We start from the raw sequence: 25,290 nt of genomic DNA, 5'->3' as shown, positions 1-25,290 counted from the left end.
GAGGGCTTTTTCCTTTTGTACTCTCTCTTTCAGATATCCAATTACTTGAAAACCTTGTCTTGCCCTTGCATTCCTTAAGATAACTGTTATGATGATTTTATAACAGCCCTACAGGAGAAATCATGAACCAACAAGAATTTTTAGCAGCAGTGCCAGCACCGCAAGAGGACGAAAAAACAGTAATGATTGAAGGTGAACCCTATCACATCGTCAGCTTTGAAGACGAAGCTAATAGAGACAGCTTCATCAGCGACATAAAAGAGAAGATGGGATTGATTGCACGTCCTGTTGACAAAGAAATTACGCAGGACTATCAATTTTTTGCAGCAGTTCCAGCACCAGAAGAAACCGAAGACACAAGAGATATTGACGGCTCACCGTTTTATGTCTTTGGCTTTCATAATGAAGACGACATGCACAACTTCATTGAAGATGTGAAAGAGAAGCAGGACGTGGAAGCTCATATACTTGAACGAGTCGCCTCACATTGATTGTCACCTACTGAACTGGCTTGAAGACACCGGCCAGTTTTTTTACCCTCCGATACCCAACACTTCGCGCAGCGCTTCATTGTCTGTTCGCACCCGGCCGAGCAACCACTTCACACCCACATGGCCCACAGCCCGACTCATGGCGCCAATGCCTTGCAGGTCAACGATCAACACGGCTTCTGGATCTTCTTCGTCACCAAGCATGTCGTGCCCATGCGTCGCTAATGACATGAACCTGTAGAACACCTGGTAGAGGTCATCCACTCCGGCTTCAGTCGCCAGTTCAATGACCTTCTTCTGTTTAGGCAGCTTCTTGAACCTGTCCTTCTGCAAAAACTCGGCAGTTGCATCGCCTCCGCTTTCACGGTCTCGGATCTTCAGGTTGCCGTTTTGCATGTTGATTCTCGCCGCCTTGGTGAACTCGGCCAACCCCGCCTGGCTCTGGTGAATCGCGTTCTCTTCTGACACACACACCCACAGAATGAGAATTAGGCTCTCAACCATAGTGCGACCGATCACACCTACGGCTACCTGGTTGTTCTGCGCACCAAGAGCCGACGCACCGCGGACCAGCTCAGCACAGCGACCCGCAATCTTCCTGACCTCTACATCTCGAGCGCACGCTTCGCCCTTCCCTTCCCAACTTGCGACCACGGCCAGCCGCTTCGCATGCTCTGCCAGTCCATCGGCATAGTCTTGAACAGTCGCTATTTTTGTCATGGTCGTGTGCTTTTACTTAGGTTGCGATGAAGACAAGGATACCCGAGGGCTACCCTGGCAGGACAGTGACTCATCGAACTGAACCCTACACCGGAACGGGCTACTTTGAGCTTTTACACAAGGGAGGCACTATGTCTGACGACCTGAACAATCGCGGCCAGCAGGACCGCATCCGTATCAATGTCAATGAAGAGCATGAGGTTCGCTACTGGACCCAAGAGCTTGGAGTCACCCGCGAAGAACTTGAGCAAGCTGTCAAGACTGTTGGCGTCATGGTAGACGACGTGCGCAAACACCTGGAAACGTAACCTTCCAACACTTGTTCGCAAAAAGCAGCGACTGGAGCTTTTTAATATTTTAGAAAATATTTCTTCAATGAGTAGACACCTCGAACTCAACGCAGAAGCTAAAATCTCTGCAAAGCGGTTCGCAGCACCTGTTTACAGCCATGTTATAACAGAAACTTTGGCGAGCCAGAAATATGACTGCGGAACAGTTTATTGTAGCGGTTCCAGCACCCTGTATGAGTATGGATGCAGAGCTCATTGAAGGAGCACCCTACTATATTTTCACATTTAACACAGAAGATGAGCGAAGATGCTTTATGGATGACGTTAAATTCGAAACTGGGCTCAGCGCTGTGATGGTGACGCAAAAGCTTTTGAGATATAACATCGTATATACTTGATTCAGGTAGAATCTGTTTTCGCTGGCTATTTAAGTAAATGCTCCTTTATGATGGGCCCCATCATTAAATCGAGATCTACGACGAATATGCGCACCCCATCGCGCCATACACATTGTTTCATCCATGCGAAAGCATGGTATTTCAACTCAAAAGTGTTCTGATTCTCTGAGTAGGAAAATTGCAATTTGTCTCCGCATTCATCAACTAAAAGTACAAAGTTCCTGGTGAGGACTGTTGCAACAATTGCAGTTGCCCCTTCGAATGATTCGTTTGACGCAATTGCACGACAATCAACGACGGGAATGATTTGATTACGGTATGTCATCAGCAATCCTCGATTACAAGGGATTACTAAATGGTTATTTTCAATCTTAAGTATTTCCTTGATTTTGCTTTTTTCTATCGCGATAGCTCTGCCGAATGCAGAGAGCCTTAGTAACGAAACAGGCGAAAAAATTTTGGTCATGGCGGGCCATCTTTTGAATAAAAGCAACGCGTTCGACTTTACTGAATTATCACCCAGTGGTCGTCGAATCACATAAAGCGCTTAACGTCAATACCCCATGCTTCGGGCTTTTCAAAAGAAACGATCTTATCGCCCCCCCCAAACCCCACCGGACGCGAAAGATCTACGGTAGCTGGCGGCATGTACGCTCGAGTTTTAGAATTGAAAAAAACACGTACTTTTGGGGTTAGCAGATTGCTTTCATGGGACTCAATAACTATGCCTAATCGCCCCGACTCCAATAGCACTAATGTTCTAACTGGATAGATTCCCACGCAACGCATGAACTCCTGCGTCAGAATTGGATTGAAGTGAAACTCGCTCCATTGATAGATCTTACGGAGCGCTTCTGCTGCACAAATTCCCTTGTGATACGACCGATCCGACGTAATCGCGTCGTACACATCAACTATCGCAGCCATTTGCGCAAGCTCTGAGATGTCGTCTTCTCTTTGCTTGCACGGATATCCTGTTCCATCACGTCGCTCATGATGGTGCAAGGTAATGTCTAGAACAATCTCGCCGATGTCCGGCGAATTTTTTAAAATGTGATATCCGTCGCGCGGATGGCATTTAACGATCTCGAATTCCTCATCGGTGAGTCGTCCTCCTTTATTCAAAATATTGTCAGGCACTAAAGCTTTCCCAGTGTCGTGAAGAAGCCCTCCAATTCCAGCCTGGACAATCACATCATCTGCCAAGCCACGCGATCGGCAAAAGGCTACCATTAGAGTGCAAACGCTTACGGAGTGGAGAAAAGTGTAGTTGTCTTTATTCTTTATTCGTAGCAGCCCTAACAGGGCTCCTTGATTGCGAAAAACCGAATCAGTAATACGCTGTACTGCGAATTCTACGTTATCAATTTCGATTGCGCGACCGAGACGAGCATCCTTCATGACTGTACGAACTACCTCAATGGCCTGACGTTTTACGTGCACGGCTCGCCCTTGCTCGTCCGTTAGAGAACATTGAGATGGACGTAGCTGCTGATTTTCCTCAGCAACTCTCTGTAATTGTGTCTCCGTCTTCGCCAAAGTGACAGCTAACGGAGGTGCATACGATACGTCAATACCACGTTCGCAATCGATAACAACACCTCGGATTCCGGCTCTTCGTATTTTTTTAATTTCCTCATCACTGCGAATAACAAAACGACTGCGAATAAATGGATGTTCCATCCATCCGCAGTCCAAATCATGGATAGCCATGCCAAGTTTAAGCTCACTGGCATCAATCGTTTTCAACATTTCAACACCGAATAAATATCTATTGCGACAGAGCGAGACGATACGGCTCACGAGATTGCTGGCTTGAAATTTTCCCAGACCTATGAGATCTTGTACTGGCGCTAACAAGCTTAAAAGAATCGACCAGTTCCGCGAGATGCTCAGCTTGGTCACGCAACTCTGCGGTCCCATTCGCCGCCTCTTCGACAACTCCTGCATTCTTCTGAGTGTCTGCATCCATTGCCGAAACCGCTACGAACATTTGCGCTAAACTGGCACTTTGTTCACGACTCGCAACCGCGATAGCCGACATTAGCTCCGCAGCTTTTTCAACTCCAGAAACGATACGTGTCATCGTCCCGCCTGCGTGGTCAGCGAGAGCCGTTCCCGCTTCGACACGGGCGACAGAGTCTTTAATTAGAGCGCTAATCTCTTTGGCAGCCGCAGCGGAGCGCTGTGCCAGCGCGCGTACCTCGGAAGCAACCACAGCAAATCCACGCCCTTGCTCGCCAGCGCGCGCTGCTTCTACTGCTGCATTCAAAGCAAGAATGTTAGTCTGGAAGGCAATCCCATCGATCACTGCAATAATGTCGACAATCCGCTGCGAGCTTTCCCGAATGGTTGCCATTGTCTGAACAACTTGAGCAACATCAGCGCCGCCTTCTACCGCTGTCGTTTTCGCTGAACTGATCAGCGCATTAACTTCGCTCGCTAGATCGGCGTTGTTCTGAACGGTGCTGGTCAGCTCTTCCATCGAAGATGTCGTCTCTTCTAGAGTACTCGCTTGAGTTTCGATTCGTGCTGATAGCGCAGCGGAGCCCCCTGCTATTGAATCTGATTCGTCCCGCACGACTTCCGTCGACTCCTTGATTTGTCCAACAAGAAGTTTCACATTTGTTTGCAAAACACGGAGACCCTGCATTAAATCTGCAAGTTCATTAGCGCCACGTGCGTTAATCCGACCACTTAGATCGCCAGCACTCATGGTTTCGATATCGTACTTCGCCCGCGTAAGCGGATCAATAAGCGTATTAAGCAACACAGCGCGGTAGCCGAAAAGAAAGAGCAATCCTGTCGCTGCAAATCCTAAGCGAATTGTCGAATTCAAAAAAGGGCCTGGTAATGCAAGAACTACTAGCAGGCAGCTGAGAAAGAGCGTCGATGATAAAATCTTTGCCCGATAAGACATTCTTTGCCAAAACAAAAGCTTCTTGAGCGGAATTGCGCTCACGACAGCGCCTTCTTTTATCAAAAGTCCGCTGTTCCCAGATCGTATAGCTTTGTATGCAGCCTCTGCGTTTGAGACTTGATCACGGGTCGGCTTCACCCTTACCGAAGTGTAACCAACAATTTTCCCGTCTTGAATTAGCGGGGCCGCGTTCGCTTCGACCCAGTAATGGTCTCCATTCTTGCATCGGTTTTTTACAAGACCGGTCCAAGCCTTACCCGCCTGGATAGTCTCCCAAAAATCTTTAAACGCCTCTGATGGCATGTCTGGATGCCGAACAATGCTCTGCGGCGAACCGATCAGTTCATCTTCAGAGAATCCACTAATCTCAATGAAATCTCTGTTGACATACGTGATATTTCCACGCAGATCTGTTTTAGACACGACAGTCTGATTGTCCTTTAAAACGTATTCTTTACCACTAACTGGACCATTTTCTCTCATCTTCTCCTCCGAAATTTGACGTCGCTGATGACGACGAAACATTTCCAGGAGTAAATGTATCATGATTTGAGGAATTTGAGCACGGTTTTCGTGTTTCGCAACAGATGTTACGAATATGCAACGAAAATCTTGAAGAAGTGGCGGACCGCACGTGATGTTCAAGGACAACGACAGAACTGTCTAACTGGACCAGTGCGCTCAGAGAAGCAGAGGCCTTTCGACCAGCTACGTCGGGTCTTGTTCATGTCGTATGTGCGGCATAATGGCGAGATACAGTGCTTCAAGATTTACAGGTTTAAGGAGGTGGTCATTGAACCCTGCAGCATGACTGCGGTCCCGATCTCCTGGTTGTCCGTAGCCGGACAGGGCAATGAGCACCGCATTGTTAGTAGTCGAGGTGGAACGGAGAAGCTGAGCCACCTCCCAGCCGTTGAGCTTTGGCAGCCCGAGATCGAGCAGTACCACGCTTGGATGAAACTGGAGGGCGGCCGTAATTGCTGCCTCTCCATCGTAAGCACGCGCTACAGAATGTCCATCAGCCTCAAGAAGCATGCCTAATGTGTTTAGACCGTCAACATTGTCATCGACGATCAAAAATTTTGTCGGCGCGAGTCTCTTGCTTGTGCTGTCTAAGGTATCGACATTGTTGCGATCTTGCGCTCCTCTTGGAAGACGTACGCTGAAACATGCTCCGCGTCCAAAATCACGGTTTCGGGCCAAGACCTCACCTCCGTGGAGCTCAACAAGCCGCTTTACCAAGGACAATCCAAGTCCGAGCCCACCACGGGACCGGTCGAGCGTTGCCGTTGCCTGTGAAAATAAATCAAAGATGCAAGGCAACAGACCTGGATCGATCCCAGGTCCATTGTCAGCAACGCTAATCTCCACCCATTGGTCATCGTTTGTGGAGATGCGGGATTCTACATTTATGCAACCGCCAACTTGCGTGTACTTAACTGCATTCTGCAAGAGGTTCGTCACGATTTGTATAATTCGGGCTGGATCAGCTACCAGCTCAATATCAGGTGGCAAGCTGTGTTTAATTGTCTGACCTCGCTCTTTAGCGAGTGGAAAAACAGATTCCAGGGCGGGATAAATCGCTGAGGATAGAACGACCTTTTCTTTGCGAAGTTCAATTTGGCCATGGACAACACGCGATACCTCCAAGAGATCGTCAACTAATCGTGCCATGTGCTTGGCTTGGCGCCGAATAATCTGAACCGAATGAGTTCTTTTCTCCTTGTCCTCTCCAGTTAGCTCGAGAAGTGCAACAGCGTTGGCGATCGGAGCTAAAGGATTCCGGAGTTCGTGGCCGAGCATAGCTAGGAATTCGTTGCGCCGTCGGTCGGCATCGTGCAAAACATGCTCGGATTCCTTGCGCTCAGTGATATCTACATTAACACCGGTCACTCTTTCTGCCTTTCCATCTCTACCGTAACTGACACGACCACGCCCCAGCAACCATCTCGCATTCCCATCATCCAGCACGATCCTCATCTCAGCCTCGTAGTCAGTGCCTTCACTCAGACAACGGGCTAAAGAACGTTCTACGATAGCGGTATCTTCGGGATGCACCTTCGCCATGAAACTAGCGATGTTGGATTTCCCATCAAGCGCAGGAGGAAGGCCCAACAGCTCAAACATTTGTCGACTCCAAGTAGCTTCGCCTGTAGCAACCGACCACTCCCAGACACCCATACGACTCGCTGCAAGTGCCATTTCAAGGCGGAGCTGTGTACTGCAAAGCTCCTCGGTGCGTTGTTGCAGTGCTTCCTCTGCAGCTTTGCGTTCAGTGATGTTCACCGACGAGCCAATTAGACCTATTACTTCACTGCTCTCGTTGTACAGCGGTGCCTTTGTCGATAGCCACATAGTACGGCGGCCATCTGGGAAGCTAACTTCTTCCTCGACGACTTCTGCACGACCGCTATCCATTATCCGTCGATCAGTAGCCATAATTACAGTAGCTTGTTCAGAATTTTCCAAAAATTCTACATCCGTCTTGCCTAGAATCATCTCCAAAGGCTTACCAACAAGCTCTGACACACCTTGATTACCCACCGTCATGCGGCCGTTGTAGTCTTTGGCATAAACGACTCCGGGAACGGCCTCAATGAATGAACGAAGCAGATGCATTGCGCGATCTCTTTCGATCTCGACGGCGCGCCGCTGCTCGATGTCGAGCAATACACCAGGGAATCGCAACGGTAGCCCAGACTCCGAATGGTCAACGCGCCCGTTCGCCTGTATCCACCGATAGATACCGTCCCGACCGCGCACACGGTATTCATGACTATATGGGCCGCCGCAACGGATCGCTTTAGCGATGGCGGCATGCAGTTCAGAGAGGTCCTCAGGATGTACGGTCGCGATTACTTGCTCGAGGCTCAGGCCGGATCTTCCTAATTCAACATCAATCCCAAAATATTCAGCGAACGTCTCATCAACGGCGAACCGATCACTAATCAAATCCCAGTCCCAAGTTCCTGCGATTGCACCGGCTGCCAACGCTAGCTGAACACGTTCAGCCGCCGCCTGCGACTCCTCATAAATTTTCGTCAACGCCATTTGCGCTTGACGTTGTTCTGTTACATCAAGCTCGGCCACGACTCCTGCGATTATATGACCGTTAGCATCGAGCACAGGCGCAGCATTATTCAGATAAAACGTCGCGGTCCATTATTGAAGGGTTGACACTCGACCAGTTCGCCGTGCACGATTTCGCGCTTGAATAACGCGCGCGACATTGCCCATTCATCTGGCGCAATACGCTTACCGGTGTTTGGCCAGTACCCCTCCCATTCCCCATATTGTTCCCAGCTAGTGGTTTGGGGTGGTACGCCCCAAATCTTTCTATTCGCGGCGTTGTCACGTAATACGCGGCCATCAGGATCTGCAATAACTAATCCAACAGGCAACGAATCGATCACTGCGGACAGTGTAGCCTCGCTTTTGCGAAGCTGCGCTTCGAGTTCGCGTGACGCAGTAACGTCAGTGACGACATGCACAAATGCCGAGGATTCCCCCTCAGTATCTGAAACAAGAGTGGTCTTGATACACGTCGTAACTGGACTTCCACAGCGCTTGACTTGCCGAACGTCTCCAATCCACTCGCCGTTGCACCGAAGCTCTCTCTCAAGCTCTCGCAACGGTATAGGTAGTACAGTGCTGAGCATATCATCAGCGTTGCGACCAACTACTTCGCTCGCAGTCCATCCATAAAGATGGGCGCAGCCTTCCGACCAATACAAAATGGTGCCGTCAAAGCTACACACAAACGTGGTAGTAAGTTCAAGCACAATTGAAGGGTCAAAGTGGTAATGTTCAGTTTTAGAAAACGTTAGCATGCAGGTAGGAAGATCAGTGAATCACGCTATGCCATTGCCAGATAGCGATAAAATGTGAGGAAAAGTGGATAAATTACTTTCGCTATGGGAGACGTTGAGCAATTGGTCATCAACAGTACCTTGATAAGCAGACACGCAAGGCCAGTGGCGACACTCGCTTTCTACAAACCTTCAACAGATCATGTATGTCCCGACGTTTTACCAGCCGATCGTTGCGCATTTGAAAGCAATTCGATAAGCGAATCGATTGCAAGCGGTTTGACTACGTGATAGTCAAACCTGGCTTTAGTCAATAAATAGAAATCAGATGGTTGACCGTATCCTGACAACGCCACAAATATTGTGTTACCTGATTGTGTCAAACTTTTATTATTTTCAGAAGGGTCAGAACTGGGTATAGTTTTTTTCAACATAGGACCGAGCTTGTATCTAACGATCGCTGCGGTAGCAACACCCATCAGTGAGAACACGTAAGTCGACAGATCTGCTTCAAAAGTGTAATTTTTTCCCATGCTGTTCCCAGAGATAGCGCATCCGAGCCGAGTGTTATTAAAAATAGTTCTCCAGTTCAATCAAGCTGAGACAGCCAGTCGCGACCACGAGGCGTTATTTGCCAAGAATCGGACTCGCGGAGCTGAATCATAAACTGATGCTTTAGTAGCCAAGCGATGACAGGATCAGAGGCGTTAGGATTACTACCACGTTGCAAAGCCTTAAGAAAACCCTCGCATTGGCATTGAAACATGAATTGCTTGCCTTTTTCTGTGAGTATAATTTTATCCTCCCAGATTTTGACAAGCCCTCTATCGATTAGATTCTTGTTCTCGCCGCTCAAGTAGCGAGCTGCTGTGCCAGCTCCCCGGTTTATCTGGCTCAACGACCTAAATATATGAGATTTACGTTCCATCGTGTCAAAACTTATAAAAACATGGCCTCTTATCGCTCATCTGGGCGGACGTGTGATTTTTTGCAAATTGAGTAATGAAGCTACATCAGTTAACCAAGCATTCAATTCAGAAGTGTCCAGCGGCTTTACGAAATGGGCGTCGAAACCTGCCTCTGCTGTAGCCTGACGTTCCTGTAATTGCCCGTATCCTGTAACAGCAGCGATTTGAATCTGCTGAAAAGGATGGATTTTACGGATACGCGCTGCAAGCTCTTTGCCGTCAATATCTGGAAGTCCAATGTCTAACAAGCAGACATCTGGATTAATTTCTCTAATACGTTCCAATGCCGTACTACCACGATATTCTGAGTATGCATCGTGTCCCAGAACGTTCAGATACATTGCGAGAGTCTGGGCAGCGTCCTCGTTGTCGTCAACAACTAAAATTCTTAGCGAAATTGTACCACGCTCAATAGTATCGTCACTCAACTGCATAGCGTTGATTTTGTCATTTGATTTAACGCGCGGCAAAGTAACTGTTAATTCCGAGCCATGTCCTGGGCCTTCGCTAAAGGCCGCAATTGATCCACCGTGCAGCTGTACCAAACTCCGAACCAACGCTAGGCCAATTCCTAATCCGCCTTGGGCCCTATCAGGCGTGCGCTGCCCCTGTGCAAACAAATCAAATGCATGCACCAATAGATCCGCAGACATCCCTATTCCATTATCCCTAACTGAAATCTGGATTTGCTTATCGCTAGGGATTAGCGAGATTCCTATTTCACCTCCCGGCAACGTATATTTTGCAGCATTGTTAAGGAGATTCGATACCACTTGGACAAGACGTTTTCGATCACCAAGAACAAAGTAGTCATCATCTGGCATTGTGGTCTTTAGCTGGTGAGAACGAGCGTCGATTAATGGCTTAGCTTGCTCAACTGCCTCGGCCAACACGGTTTTGACAGAAATTTCCTCATTATGAAGCGTGATCAAACCTCGGGTAACTCGCGAGACATCCAGCAGATCGTCAATTAAGCTTGTCATGTGAGACGCTTGCCGTGAAATTACACTACTGATCTGTTTAAGACGATTCGAATCTGGCTGAGTTACTGTGAGGAGGTTCGCTGCTGTTGTGATTGGCGCAAGCGGATTTCGAAGCTCGTGTGCGAGCATTGCCAAGAACTCGTCTTTGCGCCTATCCATTTGACGTAAAGATTCAGCAGCGTCGCGCTGTTCCGTCACGTCCGTATTGGTGCCTAACCAGCGGGTAATTGCGCCGTCTGCGTTATATATTGGTACCGCTCGCGACAAGAACCATCGGTAGGTCCCGTCGTGCCTTTTCATTGGAAATGTGTCCTCCCAAACCTTACCTGCACGAATATGCTCGCTATATTTCTTTTTAACTGCATCAACATATTCAGGGTGATGGATATTTTTGGACCCGAATTCTTCCATTACATTAGCGGCTGTCCCAGTGTAATCGTACCAGCGGTTGTTATACCAAAAAATCACGCCGTTTACATCCGCCATCCAGGCAAGCTGCGGGATGTTTTCGGCCAACGCTCTGAAGCGTTCTTCTTTCTCTTGTAAAGTTACTTGTGCGAGCTTTTGATCATGGATATCAGTGCACGTGCCCATCCATCGGACTATCTTACCTTCTTCATTTTGAACCGGAAACGCTCTACCAAGAACCCAACGATATGTTCCAGAATGATGCCGCAATCTATATTCGATTTCATAAATCCCGCCCGTTGAGAGGCAGGAACTCCATTGCTCCCATGCCCGTTTCTGGTCTTCAGGATGGAACATATCGTTCCACCCTTCGCCATCTGTAGTTCCGAGAGGAGCTCCAGTAAACTCATACCATTGCCGGTTGTAGTAGTCGTGGTAGCCGTCAGCAAGGGTCGACCAGACCATCTGTGGCATTGCGTCTGTGATGGTCCGAAATCTCTGTTCACTTTCTCGTAAAGCCAGCTCGCTACGAACTCGGTCAGTAATGTCCGTCTGGGCAACGACAGCGCTAATAATCTTTCCTTGACTGTTTCGTACTGGGGCTGCACGAAGTAAGAGTGTGCGACGGGTTCCGGGCATCCCGAATGGTTCGATTTCAATTACGTCGCTAATTGCATCTTCTCCGCGAAGCGCGCGGGCAAGGCCCCACTCCGCAGGCTTTATGGGCATGCCATGACGGGAAGACCTATCGGCCCACCAGCCTTTCCATTCTAGATATTCGTCAACTTGCTCCGACATAGGGTGGTCCCCCCAGATACGCCGATTTTCAGCGTTCACCATTGTGAGGCGCCCACTAGGATCTGCGAATCCGATGCCAACGGGAGCCGCCTCTAGCAACGCCATGAGCCGGCTTCGTTCCTCTTGTTGTAACTGCGTCGCGTTTCGTGCAATTTGCTCGCTATGGCGTGCGTTTTCTTGGGCGAGCACGTGCTCTGTTACATCATAACCTTCAACAAAAATACCGGTGATTTTGCCGGAGCCATCGAGTGTAGGTTGAAGAAGAAAGTCAACATAACGCGTTTCCAGAACGCCATCGCCTTTCCTATCCAGCGCCACAGGTAGGTTTCTCCCAATGAAAGGCTCACTACTGCCATAGACTTGTGCGAATAAGTTGAGGTAACCTTGATCGCCAATCTCAGGAAATACTTCGCTAACTGATTTCCCAATAAGATCGCGCTGTCCCACAAAATTTAGATATGCTGCGTTCGCAAGGGAGTACTTAAGCTGTGGACCTTCGAGTACCGCCATAAAGCTCGGAGAGCGCTCAAACAAGCTATATACTCGATCAGTCTCGCTTTGCCGCTTCTGGCGCATGAGAACTTGGTCGGTTGTCTCGGTCAGAATGCAATAAAAGCCGTGGACAGACCCGTCCAGGTCCCGTAATGGTGTATATGAAAATGAAAACCATGAGCCGACCTCTTTGCCGTCGCGTTGTAAGACAAAGTGTGCATCTTCGAACCGGCATGCCTCGCCAGCTATAACGCGCTTTACCAGAGGCTCAATGTCAGGCCACACATCAGGCCACACCAGTTGCAAAGGCTCGCCTAGGGCTTGCGGGTGCCGGTCCCCCAACACCTCCGCGTAGGCATCGTTGTACAAAAGTCGCAACTCTGGTCCCCAAGCTATAAAAATCGCATTTTTTGAGTCTAAGAGGAACCTTACAGCGTACTGTAAGGGCTTGGACCACAAAGCAGGTTCTAGGAGGGGTGATGTTGACCAATCATGTTCTCGCAATAAGTTCTCGACCTTACCGTTGCCAGAGAAGAATGATGAGATGATTTGTGGAAACATAAATGACCCAATTGTCCCGGATGGATTTGCCGGCTGCAGCTTTATTGAGCCGACGAGCCTGCTTGCTTTTTGTTGCTTACGTGCCTGCGACCCTTCATCAAGCGTTTCGACCTAGAGATGTTGCATCTAAAGGTGTAAATCTTAACACTTCTTGTAAATAATGACGAATCCAACGAAATTACTTGTTTGAAATATTTCTCTATGGCACTATGATTTTCGCGAGGACTTTACGCTTTAAAACTGTGAATATGACTATGATTTTCCAAACCGATCGGGACGCAAAGCCTGGCAACCAGGTGCCAGCTCAGTCTGATAGCATGCAGTCAGCCATCCCCTACCTACTGTATGTTAAAAATGCACAGAGGCAAGTAATTGCAAGGCTCATCGCTTTAAGCTTCAACGGCGTAATAAGAATCGAGTCGCTTTGGTTCGCCGACCCATACAGAGCTAAGGAGCTCGCTACCTCCTTGCTACAGAACTTAGAAGCTGAAGCGCTAACGCGGAGGTGCAGCTATTGTTTTGCTGATGAGCCCGATGATGAGCTAGTCAACGTCTACAAAGAATTGGGTTACAGTGCACGAGATGTTTCTATTGGGCGCGCGACCAAAGTGTCCGGACTGGCAAAGGAGCTTACTCCCAGTGAGGAGACGACTCTCCCAGTCTCTCGTGTAGTTTTGACCAACATCACACAGCTACAGTTGTAGAAGTACAACAAGGATACTCTTCCTTAGGCGTACTGTCGAGTGATTGTTCACTGAACCCTAGTCAAAAGGCTTAGCAGAGCCAACGGTAGGATGGGCGGTCAATGGCAGCGATCAGGAGAGCATGCGCCCGTTTATCGAACGGGGCGGTGTGTGTGCGCGTATCCGACTACTTGTTTTTCCGATGCCTGAACCGCCAAGTAAGACCGCAAATCATTGCAAAGCTTAAAACTCTTTTTGACTGGGCCGAGACTAAAGCACACCGTAAGCGAATATGACGTTCCGAAAGATCACGCTGGCATTAGATCGATCGAACTAATTAGAATTGTTATGTTACCGTGACTTCTTACTCGGTTCACCAAATTGTCCATTAAACCGCTTTACATCCATGATGCTAACAGCTAAACGTCTGGAATCTAGAAGAGTGAACGTAAATTTCAAAAAGATAATTCGTCCGTCACCGACCTTTTAGAGTGTCACATGCTATCGCACCAAGATCGGTAAAAGCTTGAAGTTCGACCAAACGCAACTTGCGCGGCTCCCTATCGAATACACATAGCGTACCGACAGCCAGGCCACGCTCATCGCGCAAGGGCACGCCTGCGTAAAAACGTATGCAAGGATCTTGATTTACAAAGGGGTTGCCATTGAAACGTTCATCCAGCTTCGCATCAGCAATCGTTAGCAGTTCGTTTTGCGCAATTGTATAGTTACAAAAACTCCACTCTCGCGGAAACTCGCGTATCTCAAGTCCTACTGCCGCCTTAACCCATTGAGTCCTCGGTGTGAAAAATGAGATTGCGGCAATTGATGTTCGTGTTGCGATCGCCGAAAGACGCACGATGCGATCAAAACGTTCATCTTCTCCAATATGGTGCAAATCAAGCAGGGCAAGTGAGGCAAGTCGCTGCCCCTCAGTTTCCGAAACGAGGAATGGAGGATTCGAAATAGGTAGGAATTCAGGGTCTGTCGGCAATGGCAAACGACGCACATCTGTAATACAAAGATCGTCTACCTTACCGTCTAAAAGAGCCTGAATCGCACTGGCGTAAGTCCTACGGTGTCCGCCAGGAGTTTTCCACGACAAAATGGAGCCGTTTTCCATCCAGTTCTGCATTGTACTGACGGCCACACCGAGCATGCGAGCAGCTTTACTTGTCGTTATTACTGCGTCGTCCGCACGTTTTTCTTCATCCATTACTTTCCTTGATTTTGCTTCTTTAGACAACTTTTTACGCTTCAAAATTTCGAGTTATCACTCATCCGTACATCACTGTCTACAGTTTTATATTGCTATCAGCGTAACACTCCGAAACGCGGGATCAATTTCGTCAGAAAAAGTCTATGAGCGGACCATTTTAATTTTCTACGGCGACATTACCTGATCGCTTGATCAGGCTGCCATCAGCGGTTCGAATCTATGTATTTCATCTGATTCGACGAGCTGAACAATGTCAACAATAATCAGCATCCGTTCCTCGAGGATTCCAAGCCCGACAATATAGTTGGCGTCATTGGGGCGACCAACATCAGGAGCAGCTCGAATTTGTTCTGGTGTTAATCTCGTGACGTCCGAAACACTGTCAACGACGATTCCGACGGTGCTTTTACCAAGGTTGAGCACGATCACTACGGTCGTGCTGTCATAGGTTGGGTCAGAATGTCCGAATTTGATCCGAATATCAATAATCGGTACGATTACCCCACGCAAATTCGCTACGCCTTTGATAAAACTCGGAGCATTCGCGATTCGTGTTACGCCCTCGTATCCACGTATTTCTTGGACGTTTAGGATTTCAATCCCATACTCCTCTTTGCCTATTTTAAATGACAGTAACTCTCTATGTATTTCTTGGCTCATATTTGGTTAATTTCAATGGGTTTTATATCTCTGCGTAGGCAAATCTTAATTACTAAGTGCCAATCGGTTTTTCTGCATTAAATTTTTGGAACCAACGGTATCAAGACGAAAAACGCTTACCACTGCAGCAAGCCGCTCGGCTTCGGCTTCGAGGGAGGCGGCTGCTCCGGTCGCCTCATGGACCAGAATTGCATTCTGACGAGTTGCATCATCCATTTGGCTGACTGCTTCATTTACCTGACTAATTCCTGTGCTCTGCTCCGAACTCGCGTGAGTAATTTCCCCCATGATGTCGGTAACACGTCTAACGGACGTGACGATTTCTTTCATCGTTGAGCCAGCCTCACTGACGAGCCTCGCGCCAGCATCAATACGCTCTACCGAACTCCCAATTAACTCCTTAATCTCTTTAGCTGCTGCCGCAGAGCGTTGAGCCAGGTTGCGCACTTCAGTAGCAACAACTGCAAAGCCGCGACCCTGCTCGCCAGCTCGAGCCGCCTCTACCGCAGCATTCAACGCAAGGATGTTGGTCTGGAAGGCAATACCATCGATAACGCTGATGATATCAACAATCTTCTTGGACGACTCGTTGATAGAATCCATTGTCTCAACAACTTGTGCTACAACGGTTCCGCCGCGCAACGCAACCTCCGAGGCCGATACAGCCAGGGTGTTGGCCTGGGTGGCATTATGTGCGTTTTCTCTTACCGTTCCAGTAAGTTGCTCCACCGATGCAGCCGTTGCCTCAAGCGTTCTAGCCTGCTGCTCAGTTCTTCCAGAGAGGTTCCTATTGCCATTTGCAATTTCATTTGAAACATTGGCAATACTTGTGGTTCCGCTGCGAACTTGCTCTACAATAGTGACCAAGTTATCTCGCATAGCCTTCATGGCAAATAGTAGACTAGCGCTATCGCTTCCTCTAGTTTCAATTTCAACGCGCAAGTCACCGGCCGCAATTGCTTTAACAATTGTGGTAGCATATTCGGGCTCACCTCCTAGCTGGTTAATTAAGCTGCGTGCGATGTACCATGCACCCACGGCCCCTGTTGCGATCGCGCCTGCGGATAAAAAAATCATCCATCCCAAGAAGCCCGACGCTAATTCCCGTGCGCTTAGGGCTTCGCTGTTGTTTAATCTTTCTTGCATGTCAATAAACTTATTTATACTGGCTAGCCACCCAACAAAAGCTGGCGCAGCATGGTCTTGTAGCAATAGCGATGCCTCTTCAAGTTGCCCCGCAGCGCGCAGCGAAATAACCTTTTCGATTAATGGCTTGGTCCGATTTTCTTGACCCTTGATGTCTGCCAATGCTTCTTTTTCATCTTGAAGTATTCCGTCAATAGATTGAAAGAGCTTGTCCATTGATACTGCTGCACTGGCGTAGTTGGCGTCCAGGGTTTTTATCAGTGAGATTGGAGTCTCAGCTTTTGCCTGGTCCTGTGCCAAGACCACATCGCGCAAAGCAATTGCTCGGTCGTGAACGCTACCGCGGAAATTGATAGCGTACCTTTGTTTGACGTTAGTCACGTCATTTATGTGAGTTAGCGTGCTATCGATCTGACTAACCCTGTAAGTCGCTAAGGCGGTAAGAACTGCCATCAAAACGAATACGGTACCGTACCCGATGGTAAGACGCGCACCTATACTGCTAAGCTTTTTCTTCATGTCATTTTTCTATGTTTACGATGGAAGATGAGGTTTCTCGGTGGAAACTTTTTCAACTATAACACGACTTGAAGCGAATCCGTCAAATTTATCGCTTGACACTTGCGATTGTTGCGTTCTGGCAATGGAATGACGCCGAGCTGGGGAAAATTTAGGCTTATTGTGCAGACAGTCAAGAGGTAAGGGGGTAAAATATGAGCATATTGATGACACATATGTGTCAAGTTTAGTTGAATCCGTAGGCTTTTTTTCCACATGACCCCCGAAATCTTGTTTGAAATACAAAACCCTTCCTCTGGTCAGCAGAGGTCCGGGGAGCCTCTGCATAGTTGCGCTTTCACACCTGTGCCGTTGATTATCTACGCGAAAGACTGCTACGGATGGGTCGTTGGAAGCTTAGTTAGTGCAACTTATAAAGGCGTTGCCCGGATCGATTCGATTTGGCTGGAAAAAAGCTGATTCCATGCTTTTGGTTGGCATTGAACTGATTAGTTAAATGGAGATCGAGGCGCTTGACCGGGGATGTGACTTCGTTTTCGCCGAAGAAACTACGAACGAGTCGAGATTTCTGTTTCTGGAGAATATGTACATTGAAAAAGCACTTGGTGGCACATTTATAACGGAATTCAGAGGCTTTGTAAAAAGACTATCTCGTGTCGGCTTCCGCTCGCGCACTATATAAAGAGTCATCAGTTGACGTTGTATTAGTTCGATATCCTGACGTTGCAGTCAATACCGTGATTGTTTGAGCTGTGCAATTACGGCAACACCTCGGCTAATCGCTTCTAAATTTCATGAATTATTCAGAAATCCGGAATTTTTAAAATGTGAGGTTCCATTAACACGAAGGACTAGTATAGCGACAGTGTATCAATATTGATTTCGCCCGATTGGAGAGCGCCGCCAAGCTCCGCGACCGTCTTAAGAATACGTGAAAATGGCAGTAAAGTTACACACACTATTGCATACGAATGAGCATGATCGGCCGAATCGCTCGCGAAAAATTTACTTCGCTACGTGAGGTTTAGGGACGATCTTCTCTGAGTGCCTGCACTTCGGGAACCTGTTGCAACCCCAAAATTCAGAGTACGGCCCTTTTCGTTTAACGAGAACACCAGTCTTGCAATCGGGCGCTGGACACATCCTCGTTTTCGTCTTCTCTCCGTCAATTCGTTCCAACTCAAGATTCGTGTCTTTCATAAGTTCCACGACAAAGGGCGATATGTTGCCGTCGACGGTGAAGAGAACTACTGACCTGCGGGCGCGAGTCAAGGCCACGTAGAACAGTCGTCGCTCTTCGCTAAACTGGAAGCTGTCGCCTGACGGCATTGCCAACTGAAGAACAGGATCATCTGTCTGCATGCTCGGGAATGAAGACCGAGTGTTGACAACGCGGGGCAGGATCACATAGTCCGCTTCCAGCCCCTTGGACCCATGAACGCTAGAGAACTTCACTTCTAGGTACCGACCGAACTTCGCTTGCCAGTCCTCAGGAATGAGTTGGACATCTCTGTTGTAGCGACCAAGCACGAAGACAGACAACTTTCCATTCTTCCCCGGCGCCACCGCGCCCGATGCAACCTTGCTGCACAGGTTCGCCATCCAAATGCTTATCGCTGTCTGAAGCTTGCCGTCATGATCAACTTGGAAGCCTTGGACGGACGGCGCATGCTCAGGCTGACTAGATCTCACTACCTTAGGAAGCTGCACTGGATTCTTCAGCACGAACTTGCTGGACACGTCGCAAATGGACTGAGGACAGCGGAAGGTTCGCTCGAGCTTAAGAGTGACGCTTTTCCCGAACCACTCTTCAAAACCTGTCATGACGGAGAGATCGGCGCCGGCGAAGCGGTTGATACTTTGCCAATCGTCGCCCACGGCAAACAGAAAACGGTTCGGTTTGCTAACCAGCGCACGCGTGAGCCTGGCCCTGGCACGCGAAGCGTCTTGGAACTCATCAACCATGACAAGGGTGTAAGGCGATTCCCATCTTCCCGACTCAAGATGGTCGGCGGCGATGTTCAGCATGTCTTCAAAATCAATACTGCCACTGGCACGTAAGCTCTTCTCCCATGCGTTGCGAATGTCTTCAAACAGGTCAAGAAACATTTCATGACGGTAGATGAACGAGCCCGCGTTACTGTCCTTGAGCCGCTTCCTCAGATCCGCATCAGTAAGGTCATTGCTCTTCGCATGCGTCAGGAAGGTGCGGAACAACCTCACCAACTCTTCATGTTCAATCGCTTTGCGTCCCGTTGTTTCACGATCAGGATTAGGATCGAGCGCGATGCCCCTCGCTGTCAGTTCCTTCTCTAAAATCTGGAAGGCTGCACCAGTGCGAAGCTGAGCAGAAGTCGTTTCAATAAGTGCAGTTCGATGTCGCTTGTGTAAGCCTCTCTTCCACTCTATCCCTTGCATGTAGTCCTTGAACTCAGCTGGGGGTTGACCATACGCATCCAGTGCGAAGTGTTCGTGGTAGAGGTTGATACCTGAATAGAAGAAGTCCGGCTGATATTGACGGTGGGCCGCGTCTGCGGTTTGGTGAACGTAGTCAGGCTCGTACTGATAATCCACCCCGTTGTAGAAAAGCCAATCAGCAATCATGCGTTCGCCGTGGCTCTTCACAACCTCATCACGAAGAGTCCTAAAACCATATTTTTTGGTGTTGCGATCACGGTCTTCGGCACCGTCAAATTCCTTGCCGAACTTGGGAAGGTCACGGCTGAGCACTACACGGAACAGATCCCACCGGGTGCGGAACAAGGGGTTGCTATCCTTCAGGCCATCAATCAGAGTTGAGAGGTGTTCAAGGTCTCGGCCTCCTTCAAGCCAACTAGCCAAGCTCGGCTTCTTGCCTGTCGCATGCCCAATTACATCGAGGCCGAACTTGTGGAAGGTGCGGGCGACAATGCCTTCACTTGTGAACCCGAGAGGACTTAGACGCTCATCGACCCGAACTTGGAGCTCTTTGGCAGCTTCTTTGTTAAAAGCCAGCAGCAAAATGCGTTCGGGTGGCACCACGTTACGGTGCAGTGCATACCCTGCCTTCGCAACCATAGTTGAAGTCTTGCCCGACCCGGCCGACGCGACAACTAGCACCCGATTATCAAAGCAGACCACCGACTTCGCCTGCTCAACCGTCAACGGCGACTTTTCAATCTTGTCAAAAAAATCCTTACACTCAATAAGTTCCCTCTTCAGGTGCGCTTCATTGAGCGAAGCAACATGCGAGGGGAAATCCTTCTTGCGCCACGCAAGAGCCGTCTGCACCTCTTTGCCTTGAGCCTTCAAGTGTTTGCTGACATCAGAATCCACCAGCAGGCTCTCCAGTTCGGCCCCGTTGCCAACGGCCTGCCCCTTCATGCTGAGCCACTTTTGAAGCACCTCATCAGGTATCCACCACCTGGCCTTGTCATGGGCATGAATGGCAGCAACGATCTTCCTGTACCACTCAACGAGTAAAGCGACGAGCGTGTCAAAGCGTTCGCATTTGCGCCTAGCTTCAATGATGGCTAGTTGCCTGCTGCGCTCAGCTTGCACCTTGCCGAACATGTCCTTTGCACTGGCATTGGGAATACCGTCAAGATGTATGGCCTGCTGACCAGTCGGGCAGAAAATCACTGAGGACCAGAAGGCACCCGTCTCAATGGACAATGGCTTTGGATTGATGACGACCGCGATAGACATCTGCCCATCCTTCACGAGGACGACCTCCTCTCCTTTGAGCGAAATAGTCCATCCTGGGCACTTCGTGAAGAATTCCCCTACCCGCGTTGAAGCCCACTGCGCCACGATCCGTCCTTGTAGTTACCCTGCTGGAATGTCATGGTATCACCTGAAGAAACGGTCAACCCTCTCGAACCTCTGCTTCTCGCAAATTCTTCTTGTTTGATACGCTACTAAGGTAGATGCAGAAACTATTTCCTCCGTAGCTCAGTAGGCAAACACGCTTGACTTGCAACGGACACGTCGAAGACTGTCAATACTAATTAACCGCTTGCATCCACCCGTTAGGCATGCCAACTACTCATCCCCTGCCGGAGAGCAGGTTCGTACAACCTTTCGAAGGATGGGTAGAACGAAAAAATGCGCCGACACTAAATTGTCTGCAAGCTACCTAACTCTCCTATAATGTGAAGAAAATCCTCGGAAATAGACAGAAAACTCATGACAAATCAATCACTACCTAAGACCCTGACTGGTATCGTCGGGTTCGACGACATCACCAATGGTGGACTGCCTTTGGGACGGCCAACCTTGATATGCGGCTCGGCGGGGAGTGGAAAAACTCTTTTCGCAATGACTTTTTTGGTCAGCGGCGCGACTGCGTCGAATGAGCACGGCGTGTTCATGTCATTCGAGGAGCCCTCATCAGATCTTGCCGCTAACGTTGCGTCCTTAGGCTATGACCTGCCCCAGCTGATCAGTGACGGCAAGCTGTACATCGATCATGTTCGGATCGATCCTACCGAAATTGTGGAAACGGGCGAATACGACTTGGAGGGCTTGTTTGTTCGGCTAGGACATGCCATTGACACCATCGGTGCGAAGCGTGTCGTCCTGGACACTATCGAAGCCCTGTTCTCCGGATTTAGCGACACTACACTGCTGCGCGCAGAGTTTCGCCGGCTGTTCGAATGGCTGAAGGCTCGTAACGTCACTGTAGTCATCACAGGTGAGCGTGGTGATGGTCAATTGACAAGATTCGGCATTGAGGAATATGTATCGGATTGCGTAATCCTGTTGGACAATCGTGTTCTTGATCAAGTTGCAACCCGCCGCCTGCGCATTGTCAAGTATCGCGGATCTGCACATGGCACCAATGAGTACCCATTTCTCATTGATGAGAACGGTATTAGCGTTTTGCCGGTTACATCAGCACGACTAAATCACGGTACTTCTAGCGAAATAGTTTCGTCTGGCGTACCACAGTTGGATGCAATGTTTGAACGGCATGGCTACTATCGTACTTCAAGTATCTTGATGTCGGGTCTAGCCGGAACCGGCAAATCGACATTCGCAGCGATGTTCGCGGATGCATGTTGTCGTGCTGGCAATCGATGTCTATTCTTCGCTTTTGAAGAGTCGCCTGATCAGATCGTGCGCAACATGCAGTCGGTGGGGCTAGACTTGGCGCAACACATTGATACTGATCAATTACGTTTTGAAGCGAGCAGACCCACACTCTATGGCCTAGAGATGCACTTAGCAAAAATGCATCGTGATGTCCTGGAATTTGACCCAAGCGTAGTCATCATCGATCCAATATCGGCTTTTCGCGGCCCAGCTTCTGAAGTCCACTCAGCCCTGTTACGCTTAGTAGATCTTCTAAAGTCACGTGGTATCACAGCACTCTATACCAGTTTATCTACAGCAGACTCGTCGATGAGCGAAGTCGAACGCAGTATTTCGTCCCTCATGGACACATGGATATCGCTGTCACATACCGAAGCAAATGGCGAGCGTAACCGCCTCCTCTACGTATTAAAGTCCCGGGGTATGGGCCATTCAAATCAGTTGCGAGAGTACCAAATTCTTGACTCGGGAATTAGTATTATCCCGGCGTACATTGGCGCCGCTGGTGTCTTGACTGGTTCGGCACGAGCTGCGCAGGAGGCATCCGAGCGTGCAGAAGCCCTGCGCGCTTCACAGCAAATTGAACGGCAAGCTCGCGAACTTGAGCGCAAGAGACATGATACTGAACGTCAAATTGCGGAGCTACGTGCGTCACTGGCAGCAGAAGAGTCTGAATCCGAAGCCATCACTGCTCAGTTAATGCAGCAACAGGAAACGACAGAAACAGATCGTCTCGCCATGGCAACGCGGCGCGGCTAAGGAGGCGTTATGAATATTACTGTCGATGGCAAAGAGAGTGCATCAGCTGAAAGCCTGATCCACCACACTTTACGCTTATACGTTGCAGGGCAAACACCTAAATCGCTCGCTGCAATTCGTAATTTAAAAGCCATCTGTGAACAGCATTTGGTCGGTCGATATACGATTGAAATCATTGACCTGCGTTCTACTCCACAATTAGCAGCCGGCGACCAAATTCTCGCCTTACCTACATTGGTGCGTCGCCTACCCGAGCCATTAACAAGAATCATTGGCGACTTGTCTAACACCGAAAAAGTCCTCGTTGGCCTAGATATTCGATCTGCTCAGGATTACACATGAGCGATCCGATACCATATAAGACGGTTGCTTGTGATGATATTCCTAGCAGACCCGGCGTTGAATATATTTTAGAGCTTTATGTCTCTGGCACCACTTCGAAGTCAATGCAAGCGATTGTGAATATCGAACGAGTCTGCAAGCAATATTTAGCAGGGCGAGTCAATCTGTCGGTTATCGATATCTATCAAAACCCTCAGCGTGCCCGTGACGCCCAAATCATCGCGGTACCAACACTTGTTCGAATAGCTCCACTTCCCACTCGTAGGGCAGTCGGCGCAATGTCGGACGATGCTAAGGTACTACTCATGCTCGATCTGTATGGGGACTGAAGGAATGAATACTAGGTACGATAAGATTGAAGAACAACTCCTTATCGCAGATCTACGACAGCAATTGCAAGAAGCTCATGAAACCCTTGATGCTATCCGCAATGGTGAAGTAGATGCATTATTAGTCGGCAGACACGATGATGCTAAAGTATATACACTACATAATGCAGACCGCCCATATCGCTTTTTGATTGAGCAAATGAGCGAAGGTGCCATGACCTTGGCAGACGATGGCATCATCGTTTACGGCAACAGCCGTATAGCGAGCATATTCGGCATGTCGTTGGAAGAGATAGTCGGATCTTCGTTGCAAAAATATCTTTCGGCTAATGATTACGAAGCAGTAATTACTGCAATCCGAGGTTCAGCCAGGGATGTACCACGGCTGGAAATGTTGGTATTGCGAAAGGACGGCTCCCATCCGTTTATAGCCATGTCAATTGCTGAGATCACTTCTGACACGCCAAATCTACGACTGTTTGGCGTCGTTGTAACGGACTTAACCGAATCACGGAAGGTCGAGGAGCGGCTGAGGCACGCTCAGAAAATGGAAGCAGTTGGACAGCTGACCGGTGGCTTAGCGCACGACTTTAATAACTTGTTACAGGCGGTTTGCGGCAATCTACAACTTATTAAATTTAAAGCTGACGATCCTGCTCGAATTTCAGCCTTAGCCCAGCGAGGCTTGGACGCTGCGATGCGAGGCGCTAAACTTACTGCGCAACTGCTGGCCTTCTCGCGCCTAGAACAAGTCAATCTGCAACCAGTCGATATTACAGCTCTCATTTCTGGAATGGGAGACCTTTTCCAGCATACGCTGGGCCCATCGGTTAGTGTGGTTTATCAACTCGATCAACATAGCAATTACGCAATAGTAGACAAAACTCAGCTAGAACTGGCACTTTTGAATCTAGCAATCAATGCACGTGACGCAATGTCAAATTTTGGAACCTTAACTATTCGTCAAACCTCCGCCGAAGATGAGTCGAATACTAGCTTGGAAAAATGGCTCACGATCATAGTTTCCGATACAGGTTCTGGCATGTCCCCTGACGTCGTATCACGCGCATTCGATCCATTTTTCACGACTAAAGCTGTTGGACAGGGTACCGGCTTAGGTCTAGCGCAAGTTTATGGCATTGTTAGACAGGCAGGTGGGACCGTGACTATTGACAGCGCCGAAGGAATCGGGACAAATGTTCGCATAATGCTTCGGCGTACCGTATCGCCGCAACCTGAGATTTTGCTAAATAAAAATTCGCTAAATGGACCCTACGCAAACCGAACAAAGCGTGTGATTGTCGTAGATGACGATGACGACGTTCGCAGTTTTCTCGTGGAAAGTCTTAATTTGCTCGGTTATTCAGTGTCAGCTGCAACAGACGGTCTGAATGGCTTGGAACTAATAAAAATGGACCCGCCTGACCTCGCAGTGGTTGACTATGCAATGCCCCGCTTGAGCGGATCTGAAATGATCAAGGCCACTCGCCAAGCTGGCATCGATATTCCAGTTATTTTTGTCACTGGTTATTCCAATCAGTCGGAAATAGCAAAGCTGATTGATAGAAAAACCGCTATTCTGACCAAACCGTTTTCTTTAGCAATTTTACAGGAAGTTTTAGAGCGACTTCTTGATGAGAGTAAGCCGTGCCAAGTCAGCAATTACAGTAGCACAGAAAATGAACGGCCATAAGCAACCAAAGGTCCTCAAGAAAACAT

General features: G+C 48.8%; 19 protein-coding genes. 7 read left to right on the top strand and 12 right to left on the bottom strand.

Annotated features, from left to right (window positions below):
• Positions 1-122 precede the first annotated feature (122 nt).
• Positions 123-491, top strand: coding sequence for a hypothetical protein (locus ABIB38_RS21310; RefSeq protein ID WP_429206699.1), 369 nt, complete (start codon positions 123-125; stop codon positions 489-491).
• Positions 492-533: 42 nt separating this feature from the next.
• Here the strand turns inward: ABIB38_RS21310 and ABIB38_RS21305 are convergent, their stop codons facing one another.
• Positions 534-1,211 carry a DUF5677 domain-containing protein gene (locus ABIB38_RS21305; RefSeq protein ID WP_429206698.1) on the bottom strand — a complete coding sequence of 226 codons (678 nt, stop codon included), beginning with the start codon at positions 1,209-1,211 and terminating at the stop codon, positions 534-536.
• Positions 1,212-1,342: 131 nt separating this feature from the next.
• Here ABIB38_RS21305 and ABIB38_RS21300 point away from each other — a divergent pair, with 131 nt between their 5' ends.
• Positions 1,343-1,519 (top strand): DUF3606 domain-containing protein, encoded by a 177-nt coding sequence (locus ABIB38_RS21300; RefSeq protein WP_429206697.1) that lies wholly within the window; start codon positions 1,343-1,345, stop codon positions 1,517-1,519.
• Between the two features lie 405 nt (positions 1,520-1,924).
• Here ABIB38_RS21300 and ABIB38_RS21295 read toward each other — a convergent pair whose 3' ends face one another.
• From ABIB38_RS21295 to ABIB38_RS21265, 7 genes are all read right to left on the bottom strand, one after another.
• Positions 1,925-2,365, bottom strand: coding sequence for a chemotaxis protein CheW (locus ABIB38_RS21295; protein WP_429206696.1), 441 nt, complete (start codon positions 2,363-2,365; stop codon positions 1,925-1,927).
• A 68-nt stretch (positions 2,366-2,433) separates the two neighbouring features.
• Positions 2,434-3,702 (bottom strand): HD-GYP domain-containing protein, encoded by a 1,269-nt coding sequence (locus tag ABIB38_RS21290; protein WP_429206695.1) that lies wholly within the window; start codon positions 3,700-3,702, stop codon positions 2,434-2,436.
• Positions 3,671-5,464, bottom strand: a complete 1,794-nt coding sequence (locus tag ABIB38_RS21285; protein WP_429206694.1) for a methyl-accepting chemotaxis protein — start codon at positions 5,462-5,464, stop codon at positions 3,671-3,673. Before ABIB38_RS21285 ends, ABIB38_RS21290 begins: the two co-directional genes overlap by 32 nt.
• Before the next feature lie 63 nt (positions 5,465-5,527).
• A complete protein-coding gene (locus ABIB38_RS21280) occupies positions 5,528-7,909 on the bottom strand; it encodes a PAS domain-containing protein (protein ID WP_429206693.1) in 2,382 nt (793 codons plus the stop codon).
• Positions 7,910-7,959: 50 nt separating this feature from the next.
• Positions 7,960-8,649, bottom strand: a complete 690-nt coding sequence (locus tag ABIB38_RS21275; protein ID WP_429206692.1) for a PAS domain-containing protein — start codon at positions 8,647-8,649, stop codon at positions 7,960-7,962.
• Between the two features lie 179 nt (positions 8,650-8,828).
• Entirely contained in the window at positions 8,829-9,161 is a 333-nt protein-coding gene (locus tag ABIB38_RS21270) for a hypothetical protein (protein WP_429206691.1), read from the bottom strand.
• A 431-nt stretch (positions 9,162-9,592) separates the two neighbouring features.
• Positions 9,593-12,838 carry a PAS domain-containing protein gene (locus tag ABIB38_RS21265; protein WP_429206690.1) on the bottom strand — a complete coding sequence of 1,082 codons (3,246 nt, stop codon included), beginning with the start codon at positions 12,836-12,838 and terminating at the stop codon, positions 9,593-9,595.
• Between the two features lie 209 nt (positions 12,839-13,047).
• Between ABIB38_RS21265 and ABIB38_RS21260 the strand changes: the two genes are divergently transcribed.
• Complete coding sequence (locus tag ABIB38_RS21260; protein WP_429206733.1) at positions 13,048-13,542, top strand: GNAT family N-acetyltransferase; 495 nt, start codon at positions 13,048-13,050, stop codon at positions 13,540-13,542.
• Positions 13,543-13,996: 454 nt separating this feature from the next.
• On the opposite strand, the gene ABIB38_RS21255 is transcribed toward ABIB38_RS21260, so the two are convergent.
• The 4 genes from ABIB38_RS21255 to ABIB38_RS21240 form a co-directional block, all read right to left on the bottom strand.
• A complete protein-coding gene (locus ABIB38_RS21255) occupies positions 13,997-14,737 on the bottom strand; it encodes a GAF domain-containing protein (protein ID WP_429206689.1) in 741 nt (246 codons plus the stop codon).
• Between the two features lie 195 nt (positions 14,738-14,932).
• A complete protein-coding gene (locus tag ABIB38_RS21250; protein WP_429206688.1) occupies positions 14,933-15,400 on the bottom strand; it encodes a chemotaxis protein CheW in 468 nt (155 codons plus the stop codon).
• 45 nt (positions 15,401-15,445) lie between these two features.
• Positions 15,446-17,065, bottom strand: a complete 1,620-nt coding sequence (locus ABIB38_RS21245) for a methyl-accepting chemotaxis protein (protein WP_429206687.1) — start codon at positions 17,063-17,065, stop codon at positions 15,446-15,448.
• Between the two features lie 1,005 nt (positions 17,066-18,070).
• A complete protein-coding gene (locus tag ABIB38_RS21240; RefSeq protein WP_429206686.1) occupies positions 18,071-20,752 on the bottom strand; it encodes a UvrD-helicase domain-containing protein in 2,682 nt (893 codons plus the stop codon).
• Positions 20,753-21,232: 480 nt separating this feature from the next.
• Between ABIB38_RS21240 and kaiC the strand changes: the two genes are divergently transcribed.
• Genes kaiC through ABIB38_RS21220 form a run of 4 tightly spaced genes read left to right on the top strand, consistent with a single transcriptional unit; the run spans position 21,233 to position 25,264 of the window.
• The gene (kaiC, locus tag ABIB38_RS21235) at positions 21,233-22,900 is read left to right on the top strand and encodes a circadian clock protein KaiC (protein ID WP_429206685.1); all 1,668 of its coding nucleotides are present in this window, start codon (positions 21,233-21,235) and stop codon (positions 22,898-22,900) included.
• Between the two features lie 9 nt (positions 22,901-22,909).
• Positions 22,910-23,242 (top strand): circadian clock KaiB family protein, encoded by a 333-nt coding sequence (locus ABIB38_RS21230; protein WP_429206684.1) that lies wholly within the window; start codon positions 22,910-22,912, stop codon positions 23,240-23,242.
• Positions 23,239-23,571 carry a circadian clock KaiB family protein gene (locus tag ABIB38_RS21225; RefSeq protein WP_429206683.1) on the top strand — a complete coding sequence of 111 codons (333 nt, stop codon included), beginning with the start codon at positions 23,239-23,241 and terminating at the stop codon, positions 23,569-23,571. The genes ABIB38_RS21230 and ABIB38_RS21225 overlap by 4 nt, the downstream gene beginning before the upstream one ends.
• Positions 23,572-23,575: 4 nt before the next feature.
• On the top strand, positions 23,576-25,264 hold the full coding sequence (locus ABIB38_RS21220; protein WP_429206682.1) for a response regulator: 1,689 nt from the start codon (positions 23,576-23,578) through the stop codon (positions 25,262-25,264).
• Positions 25,265-25,290: the final 26 nt, after the last annotated feature.

Source organism: Massilia sp. UYP11 (genome assembly GCF_050434805.1).
Taxonomy (GTDB): domain Bacteria; phylum Pseudomonadota; class Gammaproteobacteria; order Burkholderiales; family Burkholderiaceae_D; genus Telluria.
This window is presented reverse-complemented; position numbering and strand designations above follow the sequence as displayed.